This window comes from Kitasatospora sp. NPDC127121, assembly GCF_042677305.1.
Taxonomy (GTDB): domain Bacteria; phylum Actinomycetota; class Actinomycetes; order Streptomycetales; family Streptomycetaceae; genus Kitasatospora.
This window is the reverse complement of sequence record NZ_JBHXTQ010000050.1, coordinates 18,990-36,785: the sequence shown is the minus strand read 5'-3', so window position 1 is coordinate 36,785 and position 17,796 is coordinate 18,990. Positions and strand designations below refer to the sequence as shown.

General features: G+C 72.5%; 19 protein-coding genes. 1 reads left to right on the top strand and 18 read right to left on the bottom strand.

All coding sequences use genetic code 11. From position 1 onward, the window contains the following. Positions 1 to 62: 62 nt before the first annotated feature. The 8 genes from pyrF to pyrR all read right to left on the bottom strand — a co-directional run bounded on the left by pyrF (position 63) and on the right by pyrR (position 10,198). Positions 63 to 896 carry an orotidine-5'-phosphate decarboxylase gene (pyrF, locus tag ACFVHI_RS23680; protein ID WP_350877835.1) on the bottom strand — a complete coding sequence of 278 codons (834 nt, stop codon included), beginning with the start codon at positions 894 to 896 and terminating at the stop codon, positions 63 to 65. A gap of 100 nt (positions 897 to 996) precedes the next feature. Further along, positions 997 to 2,112 (bottom strand): quinone-dependent dihydroorotate dehydrogenase, encoded by a 1,116-nt coding sequence (locus tag ACFVHI_RS23675; RefSeq protein WP_380342392.1) that lies wholly within the window; start codon positions 2,110 to 2,112, stop codon positions 997 to 999. A 106-nt stretch (positions 2,113 to 2,218) separates the two neighbouring features. After that, positions 2,219 to 5,527, bottom strand: a complete 3,309-nt coding sequence (gene carB, locus ACFVHI_RS23670) for a carbamoyl-phosphate synthase large subunit (RefSeq protein ID WP_380342389.1) — start codon at positions 5,525 to 5,527, stop codon at positions 2,219 to 2,221. Further along, positions 5,520 to 6,710, bottom strand: coding sequence for a glutamine-hydrolyzing carbamoyl-phosphate synthase small subunit (gene carA, locus ACFVHI_RS23665; RefSeq protein ID WP_063346759.1), 1,191 nt, complete (start codon positions 6,708 to 6,710; stop codon positions 5,520 to 5,522). The genes carB and carA overlap by 8 nt, the downstream gene beginning before the upstream one ends. Continuing rightward, positions 6,707 to 7,273, bottom strand: a complete 567-nt coding sequence (locus ACFVHI_RS23660; protein WP_363372725.1) for a hypothetical protein — start codon at positions 7,271 to 7,273, stop codon at positions 6,707 to 6,709. The genes carA and ACFVHI_RS23660 overlap by 4 nt, the downstream gene beginning before the upstream one ends. Beyond that, complete coding sequence (locus ACFVHI_RS23655; protein WP_380342385.1) at positions 7,270 to 8,574, bottom strand: dihydroorotase; 1,305 nt, start codon at positions 8,572 to 8,574, stop codon at positions 7,270 to 7,272. Before ACFVHI_RS23655 ends, ACFVHI_RS23660 begins: the two co-directional genes overlap by 4 nt. Then, positions 8,571 to 9,545, bottom strand: a complete 975-nt coding sequence (locus ACFVHI_RS23650; protein ID WP_063346762.1) for an aspartate carbamoyltransferase catalytic subunit — start codon at positions 9,543 to 9,545, stop codon at positions 8,571 to 8,573. Before ACFVHI_RS23650 ends, ACFVHI_RS23655 begins: the two co-directional genes overlap by 4 nt. A 5-nt stretch (positions 9,546 to 9,550) precedes the next feature. Beyond that, the gene (gene pyrR / locus ACFVHI_RS23645; RefSeq protein ID WP_063346763.1) at positions 9,551 to 10,198 is read right to left on the bottom strand and encodes a bifunctional pyr operon transcriptional regulator/uracil phosphoribosyltransferase PyrR; all 648 of its coding nucleotides are present in this window, start codon (positions 10,196 to 10,198) and stop codon (positions 9,551 to 9,553) included. Positions 10,199 to 10,528: 330 nt separating this feature from the next. On the opposite strand from pyrR, the gene ACFVHI_RS23640 reads away from it, so the two are divergent. Continuing rightward, complete coding sequence (locus ACFVHI_RS23640) at positions 10,529 to 11,032, top strand: transcriptional regulator (protein WP_031072501.1); 504 nt, start codon at positions 10,529 to 10,531, stop codon at positions 11,030 to 11,032. A gap of 124 nt (positions 11,033 to 11,156) precedes the next feature. Here the strand turns inward: ACFVHI_RS23640 and ACFVHI_RS23635 are convergent, their stop codons facing one another. The 10 genes from ACFVHI_RS23635 to rpmB form a co-directional block, all read right to left on the bottom strand. Continuing rightward, entirely contained in the window at positions 11,157 to 12,098 is a 942-nt protein-coding gene (locus tag ACFVHI_RS23635) for a hypothetical protein (protein WP_380342382.1), read from the bottom strand. A 129-nt stretch (positions 12,099 to 12,227) separates the two neighbouring features. Next, the gene (locus ACFVHI_RS23630; RefSeq protein ID WP_063346765.1) at positions 12,228 to 13,055 is read right to left on the bottom strand and encodes a thioesterase family protein; all 828 of its coding nucleotides are present in this window, start codon (positions 13,053 to 13,055) and stop codon (positions 12,228 to 12,230) included. A gap of 173 nt (positions 13,056 to 13,228) precedes the next feature. Then, on the bottom strand, positions 13,229 to 13,666 hold the full coding sequence (nusB, locus tag ACFVHI_RS23625; protein ID WP_063346766.1) for a transcription antitermination factor NusB: 438 nt from the start codon (positions 13,664 to 13,666) through the stop codon (positions 13,229 to 13,231). A gap of 4 nt (positions 13,667 to 13,670) precedes the next feature. Further along, entirely contained in the window at positions 13,671 to 14,234 is a 564-nt protein-coding gene (gene efp, locus ACFVHI_RS23620) for an elongation factor P (RefSeq protein ID WP_063346767.1), read from the bottom strand. Positions 14,235 to 14,313: 79 nt separating this feature from the next. Then, positions 14,314 to 15,420, bottom strand: coding sequence for a Xaa-Pro peptidase family protein (locus ACFVHI_RS23615; protein WP_063346768.1), 1,107 nt, complete (start codon positions 15,418 to 15,420; stop codon positions 14,314 to 14,316). Positions 15,421 to 15,510: 90 nt separating this feature from the next. Further along, a complete protein-coding gene (rpmF, locus tag ACFVHI_RS23610; RefSeq protein ID WP_063346769.1) occupies positions 15,511 to 15,684 on the bottom strand; it encodes a 50S ribosomal protein L32 in 174 nt (57 codons plus the stop codon). A gap of 48 nt (positions 15,685 to 15,732) precedes the next feature. Continuing rightward, positions 15,733 to 15,969 carry a 30S ribosomal protein S18 gene (gene rpsR, locus ACFVHI_RS23605; protein WP_063346770.1) on the bottom strand — a complete coding sequence of 79 codons (237 nt, stop codon included), beginning with the start codon at positions 15,967 to 15,969 and terminating at the stop codon, positions 15,733 to 15,735. A 12-nt stretch (positions 15,970 to 15,981) separates the two neighbouring features. After that, entirely contained in the window at positions 15,982 to 17,148 is a 1,167-nt protein-coding gene (locus ACFVHI_RS23600; protein ID WP_380342376.1) for a CobW family GTP-binding protein, read from the bottom strand. A gap of 5 nt (positions 17,149 to 17,153) precedes the next feature. After that, positions 17,154 to 17,459, bottom strand: a complete 306-nt coding sequence (gene rpsN, locus ACFVHI_RS23595; protein ID WP_380342373.1) for a 30S ribosomal protein S14 — start codon at positions 17,457 to 17,459, stop codon at positions 17,154 to 17,156. Next, positions 17,459 to 17,695 carry a 50S ribosomal protein L28 gene (gene rpmB / locus ACFVHI_RS23590; RefSeq protein WP_380342370.1) on the bottom strand — a complete coding sequence of 79 codons (237 nt, stop codon included), beginning with the start codon at positions 17,693 to 17,695 and terminating at the stop codon, positions 17,459 to 17,461. Before rpmB ends, rpsN begins: the two co-directional genes overlap by 1 nt. Positions 17,696 to 17,796: the final 101 nt, after the last annotated feature.

Sequence of the window (17,796 nt, the reverse complement as noted above, 5' to 3'; positions counted from 1 at the left end):
CGCGATCGCCGCTACTTCACCACGTCCGCTACTTCACCACGTCCGCTACTTCACCGCGTCCGCTACTTCACCGCGTCCGCGTACTCGCCGACGAACCGCTCGGCCGCCGAGCGCAGGGCCGCCACCGACGGCCCGTGCTTGAGCACGTCCCGGCTGACGCTCGGCACCACGTTGATCACCGCGGCGCCGAACACCCGCGGCAGGTCGGCCATCGTCGCGCCCTGGGCGCCGATCCCGGGGGCCAGCAGCGGGCCGTTGATGGCCAGTTCCACGCCCGCGTCGGCGAGCGTCGCGCCGACGACCGCGCCGAAGGAGCCCAGCGGGGCGGCGTCGCCGTTCTCCGCCGCCAGTTGCCGCAGCACCGAGGCCGCGACCGACTCGCCGTCCGCGCCGACCGCCCGCTGCACCTCGTGGCCCTCCGGGTTGGAGGTGAGCGCCAGCGCGAACACGCCGCAGCCCTGCGCGCGGGCCAGGTCGAGGGCCGGGCGCAGCGAGCCGAAGCCCAGGTACGGGCTGACCGTGACGGCGTCCGAGAACAGCGGGCTGCCGGGCGACAGGAAGGCCTCCGCGTAGGCGGCCATGGTGGAGCCGATGTCGCCGCGCTTGGCGTCCATCAGGACCAGCGCACCGGCCGCCCTGGCCTCCTCGACGGACTTCTCCAGCACCGCGACGCCCTTGCTGCCGAAGCGCTCGAAGAAGGCGGCCTGCGGCTTGAGCACGGCCACCCGGTCGGCCAGCGCCTCGACGACGGTGCGGCTGAAGGTCTCCAGGCCGGCGAGGTCGTCGCCGAGCCCCCAGGCGGCGAGCAGGGAGGCGTGCGGGTCGATGCCGACGCAGAGCTGGCCGCGGGTGTCGAGGGCCTGGCGCAGCCGGGCGCCGAACGGGGCGAGGGTCATGTCGTCCTTCCGGAAGGTCGTGGGGAGGCCGCACGGAGGCCGTGCGCGGGTCCTACACGGCTCGCACGGGGCGTCGTACGGAGCCGTGGCGTACGGAGGTTCAGGAGGAGGCCTTGGCGCCGTCGACGGCGCTGCCGACGGCGGCGGCCAGGTCGCGGAAGCCCGCGGCCCGGATCCGGGCGGAGAGGCCCCGGTGGATCCGGCGGCACCAGAACGGGCCCTCGTAGATGAAGGCGCTGTAGCCCTGGACGAGGTCCGCGCCGTGGACGATCCGCTGCCAGACGTCATCGGCGGTCTCGACGCCGCCGACCGAGACCAGCGTCAGCCGGCCCCCGGTCCGGGCGCGCAGGCGCTGGAGCACCTCCAGGGCGCGGGCCTTGAGCGGGGCGCCGGACAGGCCGCCCATGCCGATCTCCTCGACCCGGGCGGCGTCGGTGCGCAGGCCTTCGCGGCCGATCGTGGTGTTGGTGGCGATGATGCCGTCCAGGCCCAGTTCCAGGGCGAGGTCGGCGACCGCGTCGACGTCCTCGTCGGCCAGGTCGGGGGCGATCTTGACCAGCAGCGGGACGTGGTGCGCGGTGGTGCGGTCGGCGGCCTCGCGGACGGCGGCGAGCAGCGGGCGCAGGTGGTCCACGGCCTGGAGGTTGCGCAGCCCGGGGGTGTTCGGCGAACTGACGTTGACGACCAGGTAGTCGGCGTACTTGGCCAGCCGCTCGGTGGACTTGACGTAGTCGGCGACGGCGTCGGCCTCCTCGACCACCTTGGTCTTGCCGATGTTGACGCCGATCACCGGGGTGGAGCTGGTGTGCGGGCGGGCGGCGAGGCGCGCGGCGACCCGGGCCGAGCCCTGGTTGTTGAAGCCCATCCGGTTGATCAGCGCGCGGTCCTCGACCAGGCGGAACAGCCGGGGCGTCGGGTTGCCCGGCTGGGGCTCGCCGGTGATGGTGCCGATCTCGACGTAGTCGAAGCCGAGCATCGCCAGGCCGTCGATGCCGACGCCGTTCTTGTCGAAGCCGGCCGCCAGGCCGAACGGGCCCGGCAGGTCGAGGCCGAGGGCGGTGGTGTGCAGCGCCCGGTCGCGCGGGGAGAGCACCAGCCGCGCCAGCGTGCGCAGGCCGGGCACCGAGGAGGCGAGCCGGATCCAGAAGAAGGCGAGGTGGTGGGCCTTCTCGGGGTCCATCTTCTTGAAGACGAGGTCGAACAGCAGCTTGTACAAAAACCCAACTCCCGGATCAGGGCCCGGATCTGAGCGTGAGCACCCGGATCAGGGCATGGAAGTGGGGGGCACCCGGCTGGCCTCGGTGCCCCCCACTGCGGTGGTGCTACTTGCGGCCGGCGTTGATCAGCGCGGCGTGCTCCTGGAGCGACATCACCCCGACCTCGTCGCGCAGCAGCGCGTCCATGCCCTGGACGGCCGCGCCCATCGCCTGGACCGTGGTCAGGCAGGGCACGCCGCGGGACACGGCGGCGGTGCGGATCTCGTAGCCGTCGAGGCGCCCGCCGGTGCCGTACGGCGTGTTGATGATGAGGTCGACCTCACCGTCGTGGATCAGCTGGACGATGGTCCGCTCGCCGTTGGGGCCCTCGCCCTCGCTGTGCTTGCGCACCAGCGTGGACGGGATGCCGCCGCGGTGCAGCACCTCGGCGGTGCCGGCGGTGGCGAGCACCTCGAAGCCGAGGCCGACCAGCGCGCGGGCCGGGAAGACCAGGTTGCGCTTGTCGCGGTTGGCGACCGAGACGAAGACCTTGCCCTTGGTCGGCAGCGCGCCGTAGGCGCCGGCCTGGGCCTTGGCGTAGGCCGTGCCGAAGACCTTGTCGATGCCCATGACCTCGCCGGTCGACCGCATCTCCGGGCCGAGCACGGTGTCCACGCCGCGGCCGTGGATGTCGCGGAAGCGGCTCCACGGCATCACGGCCTCCTTGACCGCGATCGGCGCGTCGGCCGGCAGCGTGCCGCCGTCGCCCTCGGCCGGGAGCAGGCCCTCGGCGCGCAGTTCGGCGATGGTGGCGCCGAGCGAGATCCGGGCGGCGGCCTTGGCCAGCGGCACGGCGGTCGCCTTGGAGGTGAACGGCACGGTGCGGGAGGCGCGCGGGTTGGCCTCCAGCACGTACAGGATGTCCCCGGCCAGCGCGAACTGGATGTTGATCAGGCCGCGGACGCCGACGCCGCGCGCGATGGCCTCGGTGGAGGTGCGCAGGCGCTTGATGTCGTAGCCGCCGAGGGTGATCGGGGGCAGCGCGCAGGCGGAGTCGCCGGAGTGGATGCCGGCCTCCTCGATGTGCTCCATGACGCCGCCGAGGTAGAGCTCGGTGCCGTCGTACAGCGCGTCGACGTCGATCTCCACCGCGTCGTCGAGGAAGCGGTCGATGAGCACCGGGTGCTCGGAGATCAGGCCGGCGTGGCGCTCCAGGTAGGAGGCGAGCGAGGCCTCGTCGTAGACGATCTCCATGCCGCGGCCGCCGAGCACGTACGACGGGCGGGCGAGCACCGGGTAGCCGATCTCGTCGGCGATGGCCTTGGCCTCGGCGAAGGAGAAGGCGGTGCCGTGCTTGGGGGCGGGCAGGCCGGCGTCGCGCAGCACGCGGCCGAAGGCGCCGCGCTCCTCGGCGAGGTCGATCGCCTCGGGCTGGGTGCCGACGATCGGCACGCCGTTGTCCTTGAGCGCCTGGGCCAGGCCGAGCGGGGTCTGGCCGCCGAGCTGGACGATCACGCCGGCCAGCGGGCCGGCCTGCTGCTCGGCGTGGACGATCTCCAGCACGTCCTCCAGGGTGAGCGGCTCGAAGTAGAGCCGGTCGGAGGTGTCGTAGTCGGTGGAGACGGTCTCCGGGTTGCAGTTGACCATCACGGTCTCGTACCCGGCGTCGGCCAGCGCGAAGGAGGCGTGCACGCAGGAGTAGTCGAACTCGATGCCCTGGCCGATGCGGTTCGGGCCGGAGCCGAGGATGATCACGGCCGGCTTGGTGCGCGGGGCGACCTCGTTCTCCTCGTCGTAGGACGAGTAGAAGTACGGGGTCTTGGCGGCGAACTCGGCGGCGCAGGTGTCGACGGTCTTGAACACCGGGCGGATGCCGAGCGCGTGCCGGACCTCGCGGACGACGTCCGGCTTCAGGCCGCGGATCTCGCCGATCTGCTGGTCGGAGAAGCCGTGCCGCTTGGCGTGGCGCAGCAGCTCGGGGGTGAGCTTCGCGGCCTCGGTCAGCTCGGCGGCGATCTCGTCGAGCAGGAAGAGCTGGTCGACGAACCACGGGTCGATCTTGGTGGCCTCGAACACCTCCTCCGGGGTGGCGCCGGCCCGGATGGCCTGCATCACGGTGTTGATCCGGCCGTCGGTCGGCACGACCGCCTTGGCCAGCAGCTCGGCCTTGTCGCCGACCGGGCCGGTCCAGGAGAACTGGGAGCCCTTCTTCTCCAGCGAGCGCAGCGCCTTCTGCAGCGCCTCGGGGAAGTTGCGGCCCATGGCCATGGCCTCGCCGACCGACTTCATGGTGGTGGTCAGCGTGGCGTCGGCGCTCGGGAACTTCTCGAACGCGAACCGGGGGACCTTCACCACGACGTAGTCGAGGGCCGGCTCGAAGGAGGCCGGGGTCTGCTCGGTGATGTCGTTGGGGATCTCGTCGAGCGTGTAGCCGACGGCCAGCTTGGCGGCGATCTTGGCGATCGGGAAGCCGGTCGCCTTCGAGGCCAGCGCGGAGGAGCGCGACACCCGCGGGTTCATCTCGATGACGATGACCCGGCCGCTGTCGGGGTTGACGGCGAACTGGATGTTGCAGCCGCCGGTGTCGACGCCGACCTCGCGGATCACGGCGATGCCGATGTCGCGCAGGATCTGGTACTCACGGTCGGTGAGGGTCATCGCCGGGGCGACGGTGATCGAGTCACCGGTGTGCACGCCCATCGGGTCGAAGTTCTCGATGGAGCAGACGACCACGACGTTGTCGTTCTTGTCGCGCATCAGCTCCAGCTCGTACTCCTTCCAGCCGAGGATGGACTCCTCCAGGAGCACCTCGGTGGTCGGCGAGAGGGCCAGGCCCTGGCCGGCGATGCGGCGCAGGTCCTCCTCGTCGTGGGCGAAGCCGGAGCCGGCGCCGCCCATGGTAAAGGAGGGGCGCACGACGACGGGGTAGCCGCCGAGCGTGTCGACGCCGGCCAGCACGTCGTCCATCGAGTGGCAGATGACCGAGCGGGCCGACTCGCCGTAGCCGATCTTGGCGTTGACCGCCTCGACGACGCCCTTGAACAGCTGGCGGTCCTCGCCCTTGTTGATCGCCACCACGTCGGCGCCGATCAGCTCGACGCCGTACTTCTCCAGCGTGCCGGCCGAGTGCAGGGAGATCGCGGTGTTGAGCGCGGTCTGCCCGCCGAGGGTCGGCAGCAGCGCGTCGGGGCGCTCCTTGGCGATGATCCGCTCGACGAACTCCGGGGTGATCGGCTCGACGTAGGTGGCGTCGGCGATCTCCGGGTCGGTCATGATCGTGGCCGGGTTGGAGTTGACCAGCACGACCCGCAGGCCCTCGGCCTTGAGGACGCGGCAGGCCTGCGTGCCCGAGTAGTCGAACTCGGCGGCCTGGCCGATCACGATCGGGCCGGACCCGATCACCAGGACGGACTTGATGTCAGTGCGCTTAGGCACGCTGGCCCTCCATGAGCTTCGCGCTGTGCTTGTCGTCGCCGCGCATGAGCTCGACGAACCGGTCGAAGAGGTAGGCCGCGTCGTGCGGGCCGGCCGCCGCTTCGGGGTGGTACTGCACGCTGAAGGCGGGGACGTCGAGCGCCTGGAGGCCCTCGACCACGTCGTCGTTGAGGCAGACGTGGGAGACCTCGACCCGCCCGAAGGGGGTGTCGCTCACCCGGTCCAGCGGTGCGTTCACGGCGAAGCCGTGGTTGTGCGCGGTCACCTCGACCTTGCCGGTGGTGCGGTCCTGCACCGGCTGGTTGATGCCGCGGTGGCCGTACTTGAGCTTGTAGGTGCCGAAGCCCAGTGCGCGGCCGAGGATCTGGTTGCCGAAGCAGATCCCGAAGAACGGGGTCCCGCGCTCCAGCACGCCCTGCGCGACGGCGACCTGGTGGTCGGCGGTGGCCGGGTCGCCCGGGCCGTTGGAGAAGAACACGCCGTCCGGCTGGACCGCGTAGAGGTCCTCCAGGGTGGAGTTGGCCGGCAGCACGTGCACCTCGATGCCGCGCTCGGCCATCCGCTGCGGGGTCATCCCCTTGATGCCGAGGTCCAGCGCGGCGACGGTGAACTTCTTCTCACCGATCGCGGGCACGACGTACGCCTCGGTGGTCGCCACCTCGGCGCACAGGTCGGCGCCCTTCATCTCGGGCGACTGCTGCACCCGGGCGAGCAGCTCGGCCTGGTCGGTCAGCGCCTCGCCGGAGAAGATGCCGCAGCGCATCGCGCCGCGCTCGCGCAGGTGGCGGGTGAGCGCCCGGGTGTCGATGCCGCTGATGCCGACGACGCCCTGGCGGACGAGCTCCTCGTCCAGCGAGCGGGTGGAGCGCCAGTTGGACGCCACCCGGGCGGGGTCGCGCACGACGTACCCGGCGACCCAGATCCGCTTGGACTCGTCGTCCTCGTCGTTCCAGCCGGTGTTGCCGATCTGCGGGGCGGTCATCACGACCACCTGGCGGTGGTACGACGGGTCGGTGAGGGTCTCCTGGTAGCCGGACATGCCGGTGTTGAAGACGGCCTCGCCGAAGGTCTCGCCGGTCGCGCCGTAGGCCTCGCCGCGGAAGGTCCGGCCGTCCTCCAGGACGAGCACGGCGGGGGTGCGCTCCCGCCGTCGGCGCTGCGTGGTGGGGGCAGGTGCGGTCATTGAGCGGCCTCTTCCGTCTTCGTCTTCGTACGTGTTGCGAGTTGGGCGATCGCCTCGACCCAGGCGGCGTGCTCGTCGGGGTGGTCGGCCCGGAAGCCCGAGTCCAGCTCGGTGCCCTCGTGCGTCCAGCTGACGACGAGCAGCCCGGCCGGAACGACCTTGCCGGCGATCCCGGAGTCCGTGCGGGCCCCGGTCAGGTGCCCGGCCGGGATCCAGAGGTCGACGTCACCGGGGCGCCGCACCAGCAGGCCGTCCTCGCCGAGGGTGAGGTCGGCGCGGCTGCGGGTGCCCAGGCCGTGCGCGACGACCCGGTCGAGCCAGTTCCCGGCGGTGGTGGAGCCGTGGTACCGCCCGCTGGTCTCCAGGATGGTCCGGCCGGCGCCGGCCGGCACGGCGGGCAGCGGCGGGATGCCGGACTGGAGGGTGCGCCGCCAGTTCCAGCCCTGCCGCATCAGCCAGTAGACGAGCCCGATGACGATCAGCAGGCCGACGGCCCAGCCGATGTACCCGGGCCAGTTGGTGACCTTGGCCTGCTCCTGGGCGAGCGCGGCCGGGCCGGTCACGCCGCCCCGCCCTGCTCGGCCAGCTCGCCGGCCAGCACGGTGGCGCGCCCGCGCAGGAAGGTGGCGTGCACCCGTCCGGGCAGGTCAAGGCCCTTGTAGGGAGTGTTGCGGCTGCGGGTGGCGAAGCTGTCCGGGTTCACGGCACCACGGTACGCGGGATCGAACAGCACCAGGTTGGCCGGCTCACCGACCGAGACGGGACGGCCCTGTCCGGCGAGACGGCCGATCCGGGCCGGACGGTGCGACATGCGGTCGGCGACGCCCTCCCAGTTCAGCAGGCCGGTGTCCACCATGGTCTGCTGCACGACCGACAGCGCGGTCTCCAGGCCGACCATGCCCATCGCGGCGACGGCCCACTCGCAGTCCTTGTCCTCGTCCGGGTGCGGCGCGTGGTCGGTGGCGACGGCGTCGATGGTGCCGTCCGCGAGCGCCTTGCGCAGCGCCTGGACGTCCTCGGCGGTGCGCAGCGGCGGGTTGACCTTGTAGACCGGGTCGTAGGAGCGGACCAGCTCGTCGGTGAGCAGCAGGTGGTGCGGGGTGACCTCGGCGGTGACGTCCCAGCCCTTGGCCTTGGCCCAGCGGATGATCTCGACCGAGCCGGCGGTGGAGACGTGGCAGACGTGCAGCCGGGAGCCGACGTGCGCGGCGAGCAGCACGTCCCGCGCGATGATCGACTCCTCGGCGACGGCCGGCCAGCCGCCGAGCCCGAGCTCGCCGGAGACCTGGCCCTCGTTCATCTGGGCGCCCTCGGTGAGCCGCGGCTCCTGGGCGTGCTGGGCGACGACGCCGTCGAAGGCCTTGACGTACTCCAGGGCGCGGCGCATCAGCACCGCGTCGTCCACGCACTTGCCGTCGTCGGAGAAGACCCGCACGTTCGCGGCGGACTCGTGCATCGCGCCCAGCTCGGCGAGCTTGTTGCCCTCCAGGCCGACGGTGACGGCGCCGACCGGCTGCACGTCGCAGTAGCCGGCCTCCTGGCCGAGCCGCCAGACCTGCTCGACCACGCCGGCGGTGTCGGCCACCGGGGTGGTGTTGGCCATCGCGTGCACGGCGGTGAAGCCGCCCATCGCGGCGGCCCGGGTGCCGGTGAGCACGGTCTCGGCGTCCTCGCGGCCGGGCTCGCGCAGGTGGGTGTGCAGGTCGACGAGACCGGGCAGCACGATCAGGCCGCCGGCGTCGATCTCGATGTCCGCCTCGACCGCCAGGCCGGTGCCGATCGCCTTGATCACACCGTCGGCGAGGTGGAGGTCCTGCGGGGCACCGCCGAGGATCTGGGCGTTGCGGATCAGGTAGGTGGTCACTGAGCGGTCTCCACGGAGTCGGTGCGGGCGTCGTTGAGGGTGGCTCCCCCGAGCAGCAGGTACAGGACGGCCATCCGGACCGACACGCCGTTGGCGACCTGCTCGACCACGGTGCAGCGCGGCGAGTCGGCGACCTCGGCGGTGATCTCCATGCCGCGCACCATCGGGCCGGGGTGCATCACGATGGCGTGCTCGGGCAGCTGGGACATCCGGGTGCCGTTCAGGCCGTAGCGGCGGCTGTACTCGCGCTCGGTCGGGAAGAACGCGGCGTTCATCCGCTCGCGCTGCACCCGCAGCATCATCACCGCGTCCGTCTTGGGGAGCACGCGGTCCAGGTCGTAGCTGACCTCGCAGGGCCAGTTCTGAATGCCGATCGGCAGCAGCGTCGGCGGGGCGACGAAGGTGACCTGGGCACCGAGGGTGGTCAGCAGGTGCACGTTGGACCGGGCGACCCGGCTGTGCAGGATGTCGCCGACGATGGTCACCCGGCGCCCGGCGAGGTCGTTGCCCAGCCCGGCGTTGAGGTGGCGGCGCATGGTGAAGGCGTCGAGCAGCGCCTGGGTGGGGTGCTCGTGGGTGCCGTCACCGGCGTTGATCACGCTGCCGTGCAGCCAGTCGGACTGGGCGAGGCGGGCCGGCGCGCCCGAGGCGTGGTGCCGGACGACGACCGCGTCGGCGCCCATCGCCTGGAGGGTGAGCGCGGTGTCCTTGAGGCTCTCGCCCTTGGAGACCGAGGAGCCCTTGGCGGAGAAGTTGATGACGTCGGCGGAGAGCCGCTTCTCGGCGACCTCGAAGGAGGTCTTGGTGCGGGTCGAGTCCTCGAAGAAGAGGTTGACGACGGTCCGGCCGCGCAGCGTGGGCAGCTTCTTGACGGCCCGTCCGGAGAGCTGGGCCAGCTCCTCGGCGGTGTCCAGGATCAGCAGCGCGTCGTCGCGGGTGAGGTCGGCGGCGGAGACGAGGTGGCGCTTCACGCGGGCTACTCCGGGAGGTGCGGTTCGGACGGCTGGGAGGCCAGGGCCTGCGAACCCTGTTCATCGCGCGCGGAGCGCGACGCATCGGTGTAGGCGCGGTCGCCGACCAGCACGGCGTCCACGCCGTCGCTGTCGGACAGGCGCACCTGCACGGCCTCGCGCAGCGAGGTGGGGAGGTTCTTGCCCACGTAGTCGGCCCGGATCGGCAGCTCGCGGTGGCCGCGGTCGACCAGCACGGCGAGCTGGACGGCGCGCGGGCGGCCGATGTCGTTCAGCGCGTCGAGCGCGGCCCGGATGGTGCGGCCGGAGAAGAGCACGTCGTCGACGAGGATGACGAGCTTGCCGTCGATGCCGCCGGACGGGATCTCGGTGTGCTCCAGGGCGCGGGCGGGCTTGAGCCGCAGGTCGTCCCGGTACATGGTGATGTCCAGGGCACCCAGCGGGATCTCGCGCCCGGTGATCTGGGCCAGCCGGCCGTGCAGGCGGCGGGCGAGGTGGACGCCCCTGGTGTGGATGCCGAGCAGCACGACGTCCTCGGCGCCCTTGGCGCGCTCGACGATCTCGTGCGCTATCCGGGTGACGACCCGGGCGATGTCCGTGCCGTCCAGCACCTGGTGCGGCGGTCGCGGCGTCGAATCTTGGTGTGTGGTCATGCCGAAGCGGACCTCCTTCCCCGCCTCACTGGACGGGCCTTAAAGGATGTCTGGGACTGCCCCCGCCGACCTGGCGCGGGCTTCGAGCCATCCTAGCAGCGGGCCGGGAGGCAACCGGACACGCACCATTCCGCTTCGCCGGGTTCACGCCCCGGACGCGCCGCGGATGCGGGCCATTCGCACGACTGCCCCATTCGGCTTGACGCAGCTACCTTACTCTACGTAACCTCACAGTGAGTTACGAGACGGACGTCGAACCCACCGGTAACGGCGTCGACCATCGTCCGTGACCCACCACTGAACGCGAAGCAATCTCGTCCGGGGAGATCAATGTCCAGCGACTACGCGAAGCAACTCGGGGGCAAGCTCCGAGCGATCCGCACTCAGCAGGGTCTCTCCCTGCACGGTGTCGAGGAGAAGTCCCAGGGGCGCTGGAAGGCAGTCGTCGTCGGCTCGTACGAGCGCGGCGACCGTGCGGTCACCGTGCAGCGGCTGGCCGAGCTGGCGGAGTTCTACGGCGTCCCGGTGCAGGAGCTGCTGCCCGGCGGCACCCCCGGCGGCGCGGCCGAGCCGCCGCCGCGCCTGGTGCTCGACCTGGAGAGACTGACCCAGGTCCCGTCCGAGAAGGCCGGCCCGCTGCAGCGCTACGCGGCGACGATCCAGAGCCAGCGCGGCGACTACAACGGCAAGGTGCTGTCGATCCGCCAGGACGACCTGCGCACCCTGGCGGTCATCTACGACCAGTCGCCGTCGATCCTCACCGAGCAGCTGATCTCCTGGGGCGTGCTGAACCCCGACGCGCGCCGTGCGGTGCGCGAGGAGGAGGCGAGCTGACGCTCGCCGCACCGGCTCCCGTCGGCTCGGTCCGCGGTCCGGGCCACGCCCCGGGTCTTGCAGAAACGTCACGGCGCGGCACCCCGCATCCCGGGGGCCGCGCCGTCGCGCGTCCACGGCCGGCTCAGCAGACCGTCCCCAGGCTGTAGCCGGGCTGCGCCGCCACGCCGTCCAGCCGCACCGGCCCGGCAGCCGGCGCCCAGTCCTGCCCGCCGCTCGACCAGGCCCAGGAGGCCGGCAGGAAGTGCTCGTCAGCGGCTGCGCCGCGGGCGCCGCCCGCCGCCACCGAGCCCTGCGAGCCGTGCAGCACCGCCACCCCCGGCAGCTCCAGCGCCAATCCGGCGCACAGCACCGCGCAGACCAGCTCCAGGTCCTCGTCGTTGATCCGGACCACGCCGTCCTCCCACTGCAGCACCCGGGCCGCCGCGGTCAGCCGCCCGCCCGGCGCGTCCACCCGCAGCCGCAGCTCGTACACCCCGGCGCCCGCGCCGACCAGCATCCGGCGGAACACCTCGGCGCCGCGCTGACGGGCGGCGCGCACCCAGCGGGCGTGCTCCTCGTCGACCTCGCCCGCGGCCCCGGACAGGCCGCCGTCCAGCAGCAGGTCGGCGTGGCAGAGCGTCAGCCCGCTCTCCCGGGCCCGGACCAGGCGCGGCACGAAGTCCCCGGCCAGCTCCTCGCCCTGATAGGCCAGCAGCTGGGTCTGCAACGGCGGATTGACCAGGTAGCGGTCGCGGGCGAGCGGTTCGGCCGGGTCCAGCCCGTGCAGCACGCAGAACTCCGCGAAGTCCTGCGGGTGGAACATCCGGGCCCGCACGGTGTCGAAGCGCTCCAGAGCGTCGGCCAGCAGCTCGGCGGTCTCGGCCAGGTAGTGCTCGTGGTCGGCGGCGTTCGACAGCCCCCAGGCGCGGGCCCGGGCGAAGTCGGCCGCGCTGGTCAGGATCCCGATGACGAACGCCTGCTCGGCCCCCTCGACCCGCCGCCGCTGGTGCGGCGCCCGCACCGTGGGTCGCGGGCCGCCGGCGGTGCAGTCGGAGTTGCGGCGGGCGCGGCCACTGTGGCTCATCGATGGCTCCTGGCGTCGGCGGGTGACGGTCAGCGGCCGGCTCGCCGCTGACCGTCTATCTCCCCATCCGCGCGCGCCGCACACGTACGGCGTGTCACAGGAATGTAACCGACGGTAAGACGATGTGATTCACGCCTTCCGCGGCACCCGGGCCAGCTGGCGGGACTGCGCGACCAGGCGGCCGGACTCGTCCCAGACCTCGGCATCCTCCTCGAAGTACCCGCCGGCCACGTTGCGGGTGGCGTGGGTGACCCGCAGCCAGCCCGGGACCGGCCTGGCCCGCAGGTGGACGGTCAGTTCGACGGTCGGGGCCCAGCCGGGCATGCCCAGGTCGAAGGTCACCGGCGGCAGCGCGTCGGCGACCAGCAGGAGCAGCAACGGGTCGGGGTCGCGGCCGTCGGCGAGCCGGAACCAGCCCTGGATCCGCCCGTTGCCGGACGGCTGCCCGAGCGCCCAGCCGATGGTGGCCGGGTCCAGCCGCAGGTCGAAGCGCTCCAGCAGTTCGGCCTGGGCGATCAGCTCCCGGGGCGCGTGCTCGACGCCGATGCACTGGTCCGGCGGCGGCAGCTGCGGCGGCTGGGCGCTGGTGCGCACCTCGCCGTCGGCGGTGGAGAGGTCGCCGTGGCTGGCGACCACCCGCAGCCGCTCCACGCCGTCCTGACTGAGCGAGGCGGTGCCGGTGGAGAGCCCGCGGCCGGTGCGCAGCACCTCGGTGCGGACGGTGGCCGGGCCGGGCGTGGAGGCGGACAGGTAGTAACCACTGATCGACACCGGGTCGGGGTGGTCGCCGTGCTCCAGCGACAGCGCGTGTCCGGCGACGGCGAGCAGCAGCCCGCCGTTGACCCCGCCGCCGATCTGCCAGCCGGCACCGAGTTCGGCCTCGTAGCGGCCGGGCTCGTCAGGGTGCCGGGTCAGGGCGATGCCCTGGTCGAACTCGCTGCGGGTCGCGGTGGTCATGGGGGGTGGCCTGCCCTTCACTGCGGTTTCCGAACGCCAAGTTACTGGCGAGTAGGGCACCACCTTACGCCGCCCGGGTGAAACGCGCGACGGCCGCCGGACCCGGAATCCGGGTCCAGCGGCCGTTCTGCGGGTTTCACCGCCACCGGTGGTCGGGGCCTAGGGCGCACGACCTACCGGCGGATGCTCGGCTTCAGCTCCAGGAAGCGGGCGAGCAGACCGTTGACGAAGGCCGGGGAGTCGTCCGTGGAGAACTCCTTGGCGATCTCCACGGCCTCGTCCAGGACGACCGCGTCCGGGACGCCGTCCTCCCAGATCAGCTCGTAGGCGCCGAGCCGCAGGACGTTGCGGTCCACGATCGGCATCCGGTCGAGGGTCCAGCCCACCGCGTACTGCGAGATCAGGTCGTCGATCCGGCGAGCGTGCTGGACGTACCCCTCGATCAACTCCATGGTGTACTCGCCGACCTGCGGGGTGCCCTCGTCGGGCTTCGGCTCGCGGGCGCGGGCCACCCAGTCCGCGAGGACCCGCTGCGGGTCGACCCCGCGGTGGTCGGCCTCGAAGAGGATCTGGAAGGCCCGGGTACGGGCCTTGCTACGTGCGGCCGACACGGACTTACTTCACCCGGCCGAGGTAGCCGCCGTCGCGGGTGTCGACCTTGATCTTCTCGCCGGTGACGATGAAGAGCGGCACGGCGATCTCGGCGCCGGTCTCCAGCGTGGCCGGCTTGGAGCCGCCGGTGGAGCGGTCGCCCTGGACGCCCGGCTCGGTGTGGGAGATCAGCAGCTCGACGGAGGCCGGGAGCTCGATGTACAGGGGGGCACCCTCGTACATGGCGACCAGGGCCTCGAAGCCCTCCAGCAGGTACTTGGAGGCGTCGCCGACGACGGCCGGCTCGACCACGATCTGGTCGTAGGTGTCCGTGTCCATGAACACGAAGTTCTCGCCGTCCTTGTACGAGAACTGCATGCCGCGCTTGTCGACGTTGGCGGTCTCGACCTTGGTGCCGGCGTTGAAGGTCTTGTCGACGACCTTGCCGGTCAGGACCTCCTTGAGCTTCGTGCGCACGAAGGCCGGGCCCTTGCCGGGCTTGACGTGCTGGAACTCGACGACGGACCAGAGCTTGCCGCCCTCCAGCTTGAGGACCATGCCGTTCTTGAGATCGTTCGTGGAAGCCACGGGCGCACTTACTCCTGGATATAGCTGTCAAGGAACCAAGGCTTGCGTCCTGCCGCCGACGGCCGACGGGCGGCCGCGGTCACAGGGCGAGGAGCTCCTTGGTGGTGATGGTGAGCAGCTCGGGCCCGCCCTCCTCTGGGGGGCGCACCACGAGCGTGTCCTCGATCCGGACACCGCCCTTGCCCGGGAGGTGGACCCCTGGGCCGACGGTGACCGGCACGCGGCTGTCCAGTTTACCCATGTCCGACGGACCGAGGCGCGGCGCCTCCCGGATCTCCAGCCCGATGCCGTGCCCCACCGGGTGCGGGGAGGTCTCGGTGTGGCCGGCCGCCTCCAGGATCTGCCGCGCGGCCCGGTCGGGCACGTACTGCTCCACGCCCGGTCCGAGCGCCTCCCGGCCGGCCCGCTGGGCCCGGAACACCAGCCGGTGCAGCTCCACCTGCCAGGGCGCGGGGGCGGCGCCGATCACGAAGGTCCGGGCGGTGGAGACGCCGTAACCCCGGTACTGGGCGCCCATCACCACGGTGAGGAAGTCGCCCTCCTCCACCCGGCGGTCGGTCGGCTGGTGGGCGGGCCGGCCGGAGTGGCTGCCGGTGCCGACGGACACCGGGTAGGCCGCCCGGTCCGCGCCGTGGTCGATCATCCTGCGTTCCAGCTCCATCGCCAGGTGCCGTTCGGTGCGGCCGACCAGGATCGACTCCAGCAGTTCGCCGAGCGCCTGGTCGGCGATCTCGGCGGCGATCCGCAGGTCGGCGATCTCGTGCTCGTCCTTGACCACCCGCAGCCGCTCGACCACCTGCGCCAGGTCGGCCAGCCGGGCCCCCTCCGCCAGGCTCGCCACCGCGCGGTGGCGGCTGACGGTCAGGTCGTGCTCCTCCACCGCGAGGTCCGCCACGCCCAGTCGCGCGGCGGCGGCGGCCGCCGCCAGGGCGGTGTCCGCCGCGGCCGCCACCGGCACCTGGGTGACGTCCGGCGCGATCAGGTGCTCCCCGGTGTCGTCCGGCGGCAGATCGTCCGGCACTGCCAGCAGCACCCGCTCCCGGGTCAGCAGCAGCGTCGCCCCGCAGGGCGCGCAGCCCGTCAGATACCGCACGTTCGCCGCCCGGGTGATCAGCGCCGCATCGGCCCCGGCCGCACTGCAGTGCTCCCTCACCCGCTCCCGCCGACCCGCGTACGCATCAGACATGCGTCGAGCCTACGAACCCCCACCCCGATCCGCCCGCCGAGCACCCCCGACAGGGCTCGCTCCCGCCCCCGCACGCCCCCTTCGTGGTCGCTACGCCCCCTCCGGATCGATCAGGCCGCGGCGGTAGGCGGGGACCAGGTTCTGGGGGACGAGCAGTTCGCGGCCGTTGAGGGTGATCGGGACGAGCTTCGGGGCCTTGCCCTTCCACTGGGCCCGGCGGTGCCGGGTGTTGCTGCGGGACGTCTTGCGCTTGGGGACGGCCATCGGGGGCTCCTTGTCGGGTGATAGTGGCGGTGGTGACGGTGGTGACGGCTACCGGGTGGTGCCGGCGGCGTACGGGAGGAGGGCCATCTCGCGGGCGTTCTTGACGGCCCTGGCCACGGCGCGCTGCTGCTGGACGGTGAGCCGGGTGACGCGGCGGCTCCGGATCTTGCCGCGGTCGGAGACGAAGCGCCGCAGCAGGTCGGTGTCCTTGTAGTCGATGTACTCGATGCCGGCCGCGAACAGCGGGTTCGGCCGGTCCTTGGGCGGGTTCGGTCGCTTACGCACAGTGACGGCTCCTCAGTGAACGGGGTCGAGCAGGTCCCGGAAGGCGTCCGGCAGGGCCTTCCAGCCGGGTTCGCCGGCGGCGAGTTCGGCGTCGGTGAGCAGACAGGAGTCGAGCAGCCCGGTGACACCGTCGACGTCCAGGCCCTCGGCGGTGAAGCTGAGCTGCTGCACCCGGTCGCCGTGCAGCGGGTGCCAGTCGAGGGCGGCGGCGGCCCGGCGGGCTGGCGGGTACAGCTCCCAGGCGGCGTCGGGCAGGGAGGTGAGCCAGGGCCCGCACTCCTCGACGGCGAGGTTGGCCCCGGCGGCGTCCCAGGCGAGCATCAGGTCGGGCCGGTTGGCCAGCCAGAAGCGGCCGCGGCTGCGCTGGGCGGCGGGGACGAGCAGCTCCAGCGCCCGGTGCAGCCGCTCGGGGTGCAGCGGGCGGCGGCGCTCCCAGACCAGCGTGGTGACGCCGGCCTCGTCGCTCTCCTGCGGGAGCAGCGCGATCGCCGGGTTGACCCGGTCGCGGGCGGCGGCGACGTCGAAGCCGCCGAGGGCGGCCCGGGTGAGCGCGCCGGTGCCGAGCCGGACGACCCGGGCGGTGGGGTGGAGCTGGCGGAGCAGCGCGAGCCCGGGCGTGTGCGCCGTCGCGCGCGGGACGGCGAGGGTGGTGGCGTACTCGACCTGGTGGGCGAGCGCCTCCGCGCGGGTCCGCTGGTCCTGGCGGGCGGTGTGCTCGCCGTGGTCCACCAGGTCGTCGGAGACGGAGAGTTCGCCGATCAGCCGGTCCGGGTCGACGGCCGTGACCACGCCCGCGAGTTCGACGGCGTCCTCCAGATGGCGGCCGTCCGCCTCTCCCCCGGCGATCACCTCGACGGCCGGGTGCGGGTCGCTGCCGCCCCACAGTTCGACGATCGCGAGTCCGTACCGGCCTTCGTCGGCGATCCGCAGCAGTCGCGGCAGCAGGTCTTCGCGCAGGGCGCAGCAGGGGCAGTCGTTCACCAGTGGGACGTCGGCGGCGTCGAACCCGCCTCCCGCGTCGCGCAGTTCACGGTGGACGACACCCTGCGAGGCCTCCCGCAGGTCATGGTGGAGGACCACTGCGTCCACCGCGGCCGCGGCCAACTCCCGGACGGCGGCGCGGCGTTCGGCGGCATGCAGTCCTGCGACGACCACCACGGGCAGCTTGATCCCGTCCACGCCGCTCACCAGCTGGCCTTGCGGACGCCGGGCAGGTGGCCGGCGTGGGCGTGGACGCGGAGGTTGACCCGGGAGAGGCCGAAGGCCCGCAGGTAGCCGCGGGGGCGGCCGTCGACGGCGTCGCGGTTGCGGATCCGGGTGGCGCTGGCGTCGCGGGGCTGGCGGGCGAGTTCGGCCTGGGCGGCGGCGCGTTCGGCGGGGGCGGTGCCGGGGTGGGCGATGATCCGCTTGAGCTCGGCGCGGCGCTCGGCGTACCGGGCCACGACGGCGCGGCGCTGCTCGTTCCTGGCGATCTTGCTCTGCTTGGCCATCAGACCTTCCCCCCTCGGGCGCGGATGCGGGCGACGGCGGCCTCGATGCCGATCGTGTCGATGGTGCGGATGCCCTTGGCGCTGAGGGTGAGCCGGACGTACCGGCCCTCGCCGGGCAGCCAGTAGCGCTTGTGCTGGATGTTGGGGTCGAAGCGGCGGCGGGTGCGGCGGTGCGAGTGCGAGATCGCGTTGCCGAATCCGGGCTTGCGGCCGGTGAGTTGGCAGCGGGCGGACATGGGTGCTCCCTGACGTCCGGGAATGGGCAGGACGGAGCTCACGTTACACCAGATGAAAATGACTTCCATTTCGGTGTACGGTTTCGCCCCGGCCCCGAACG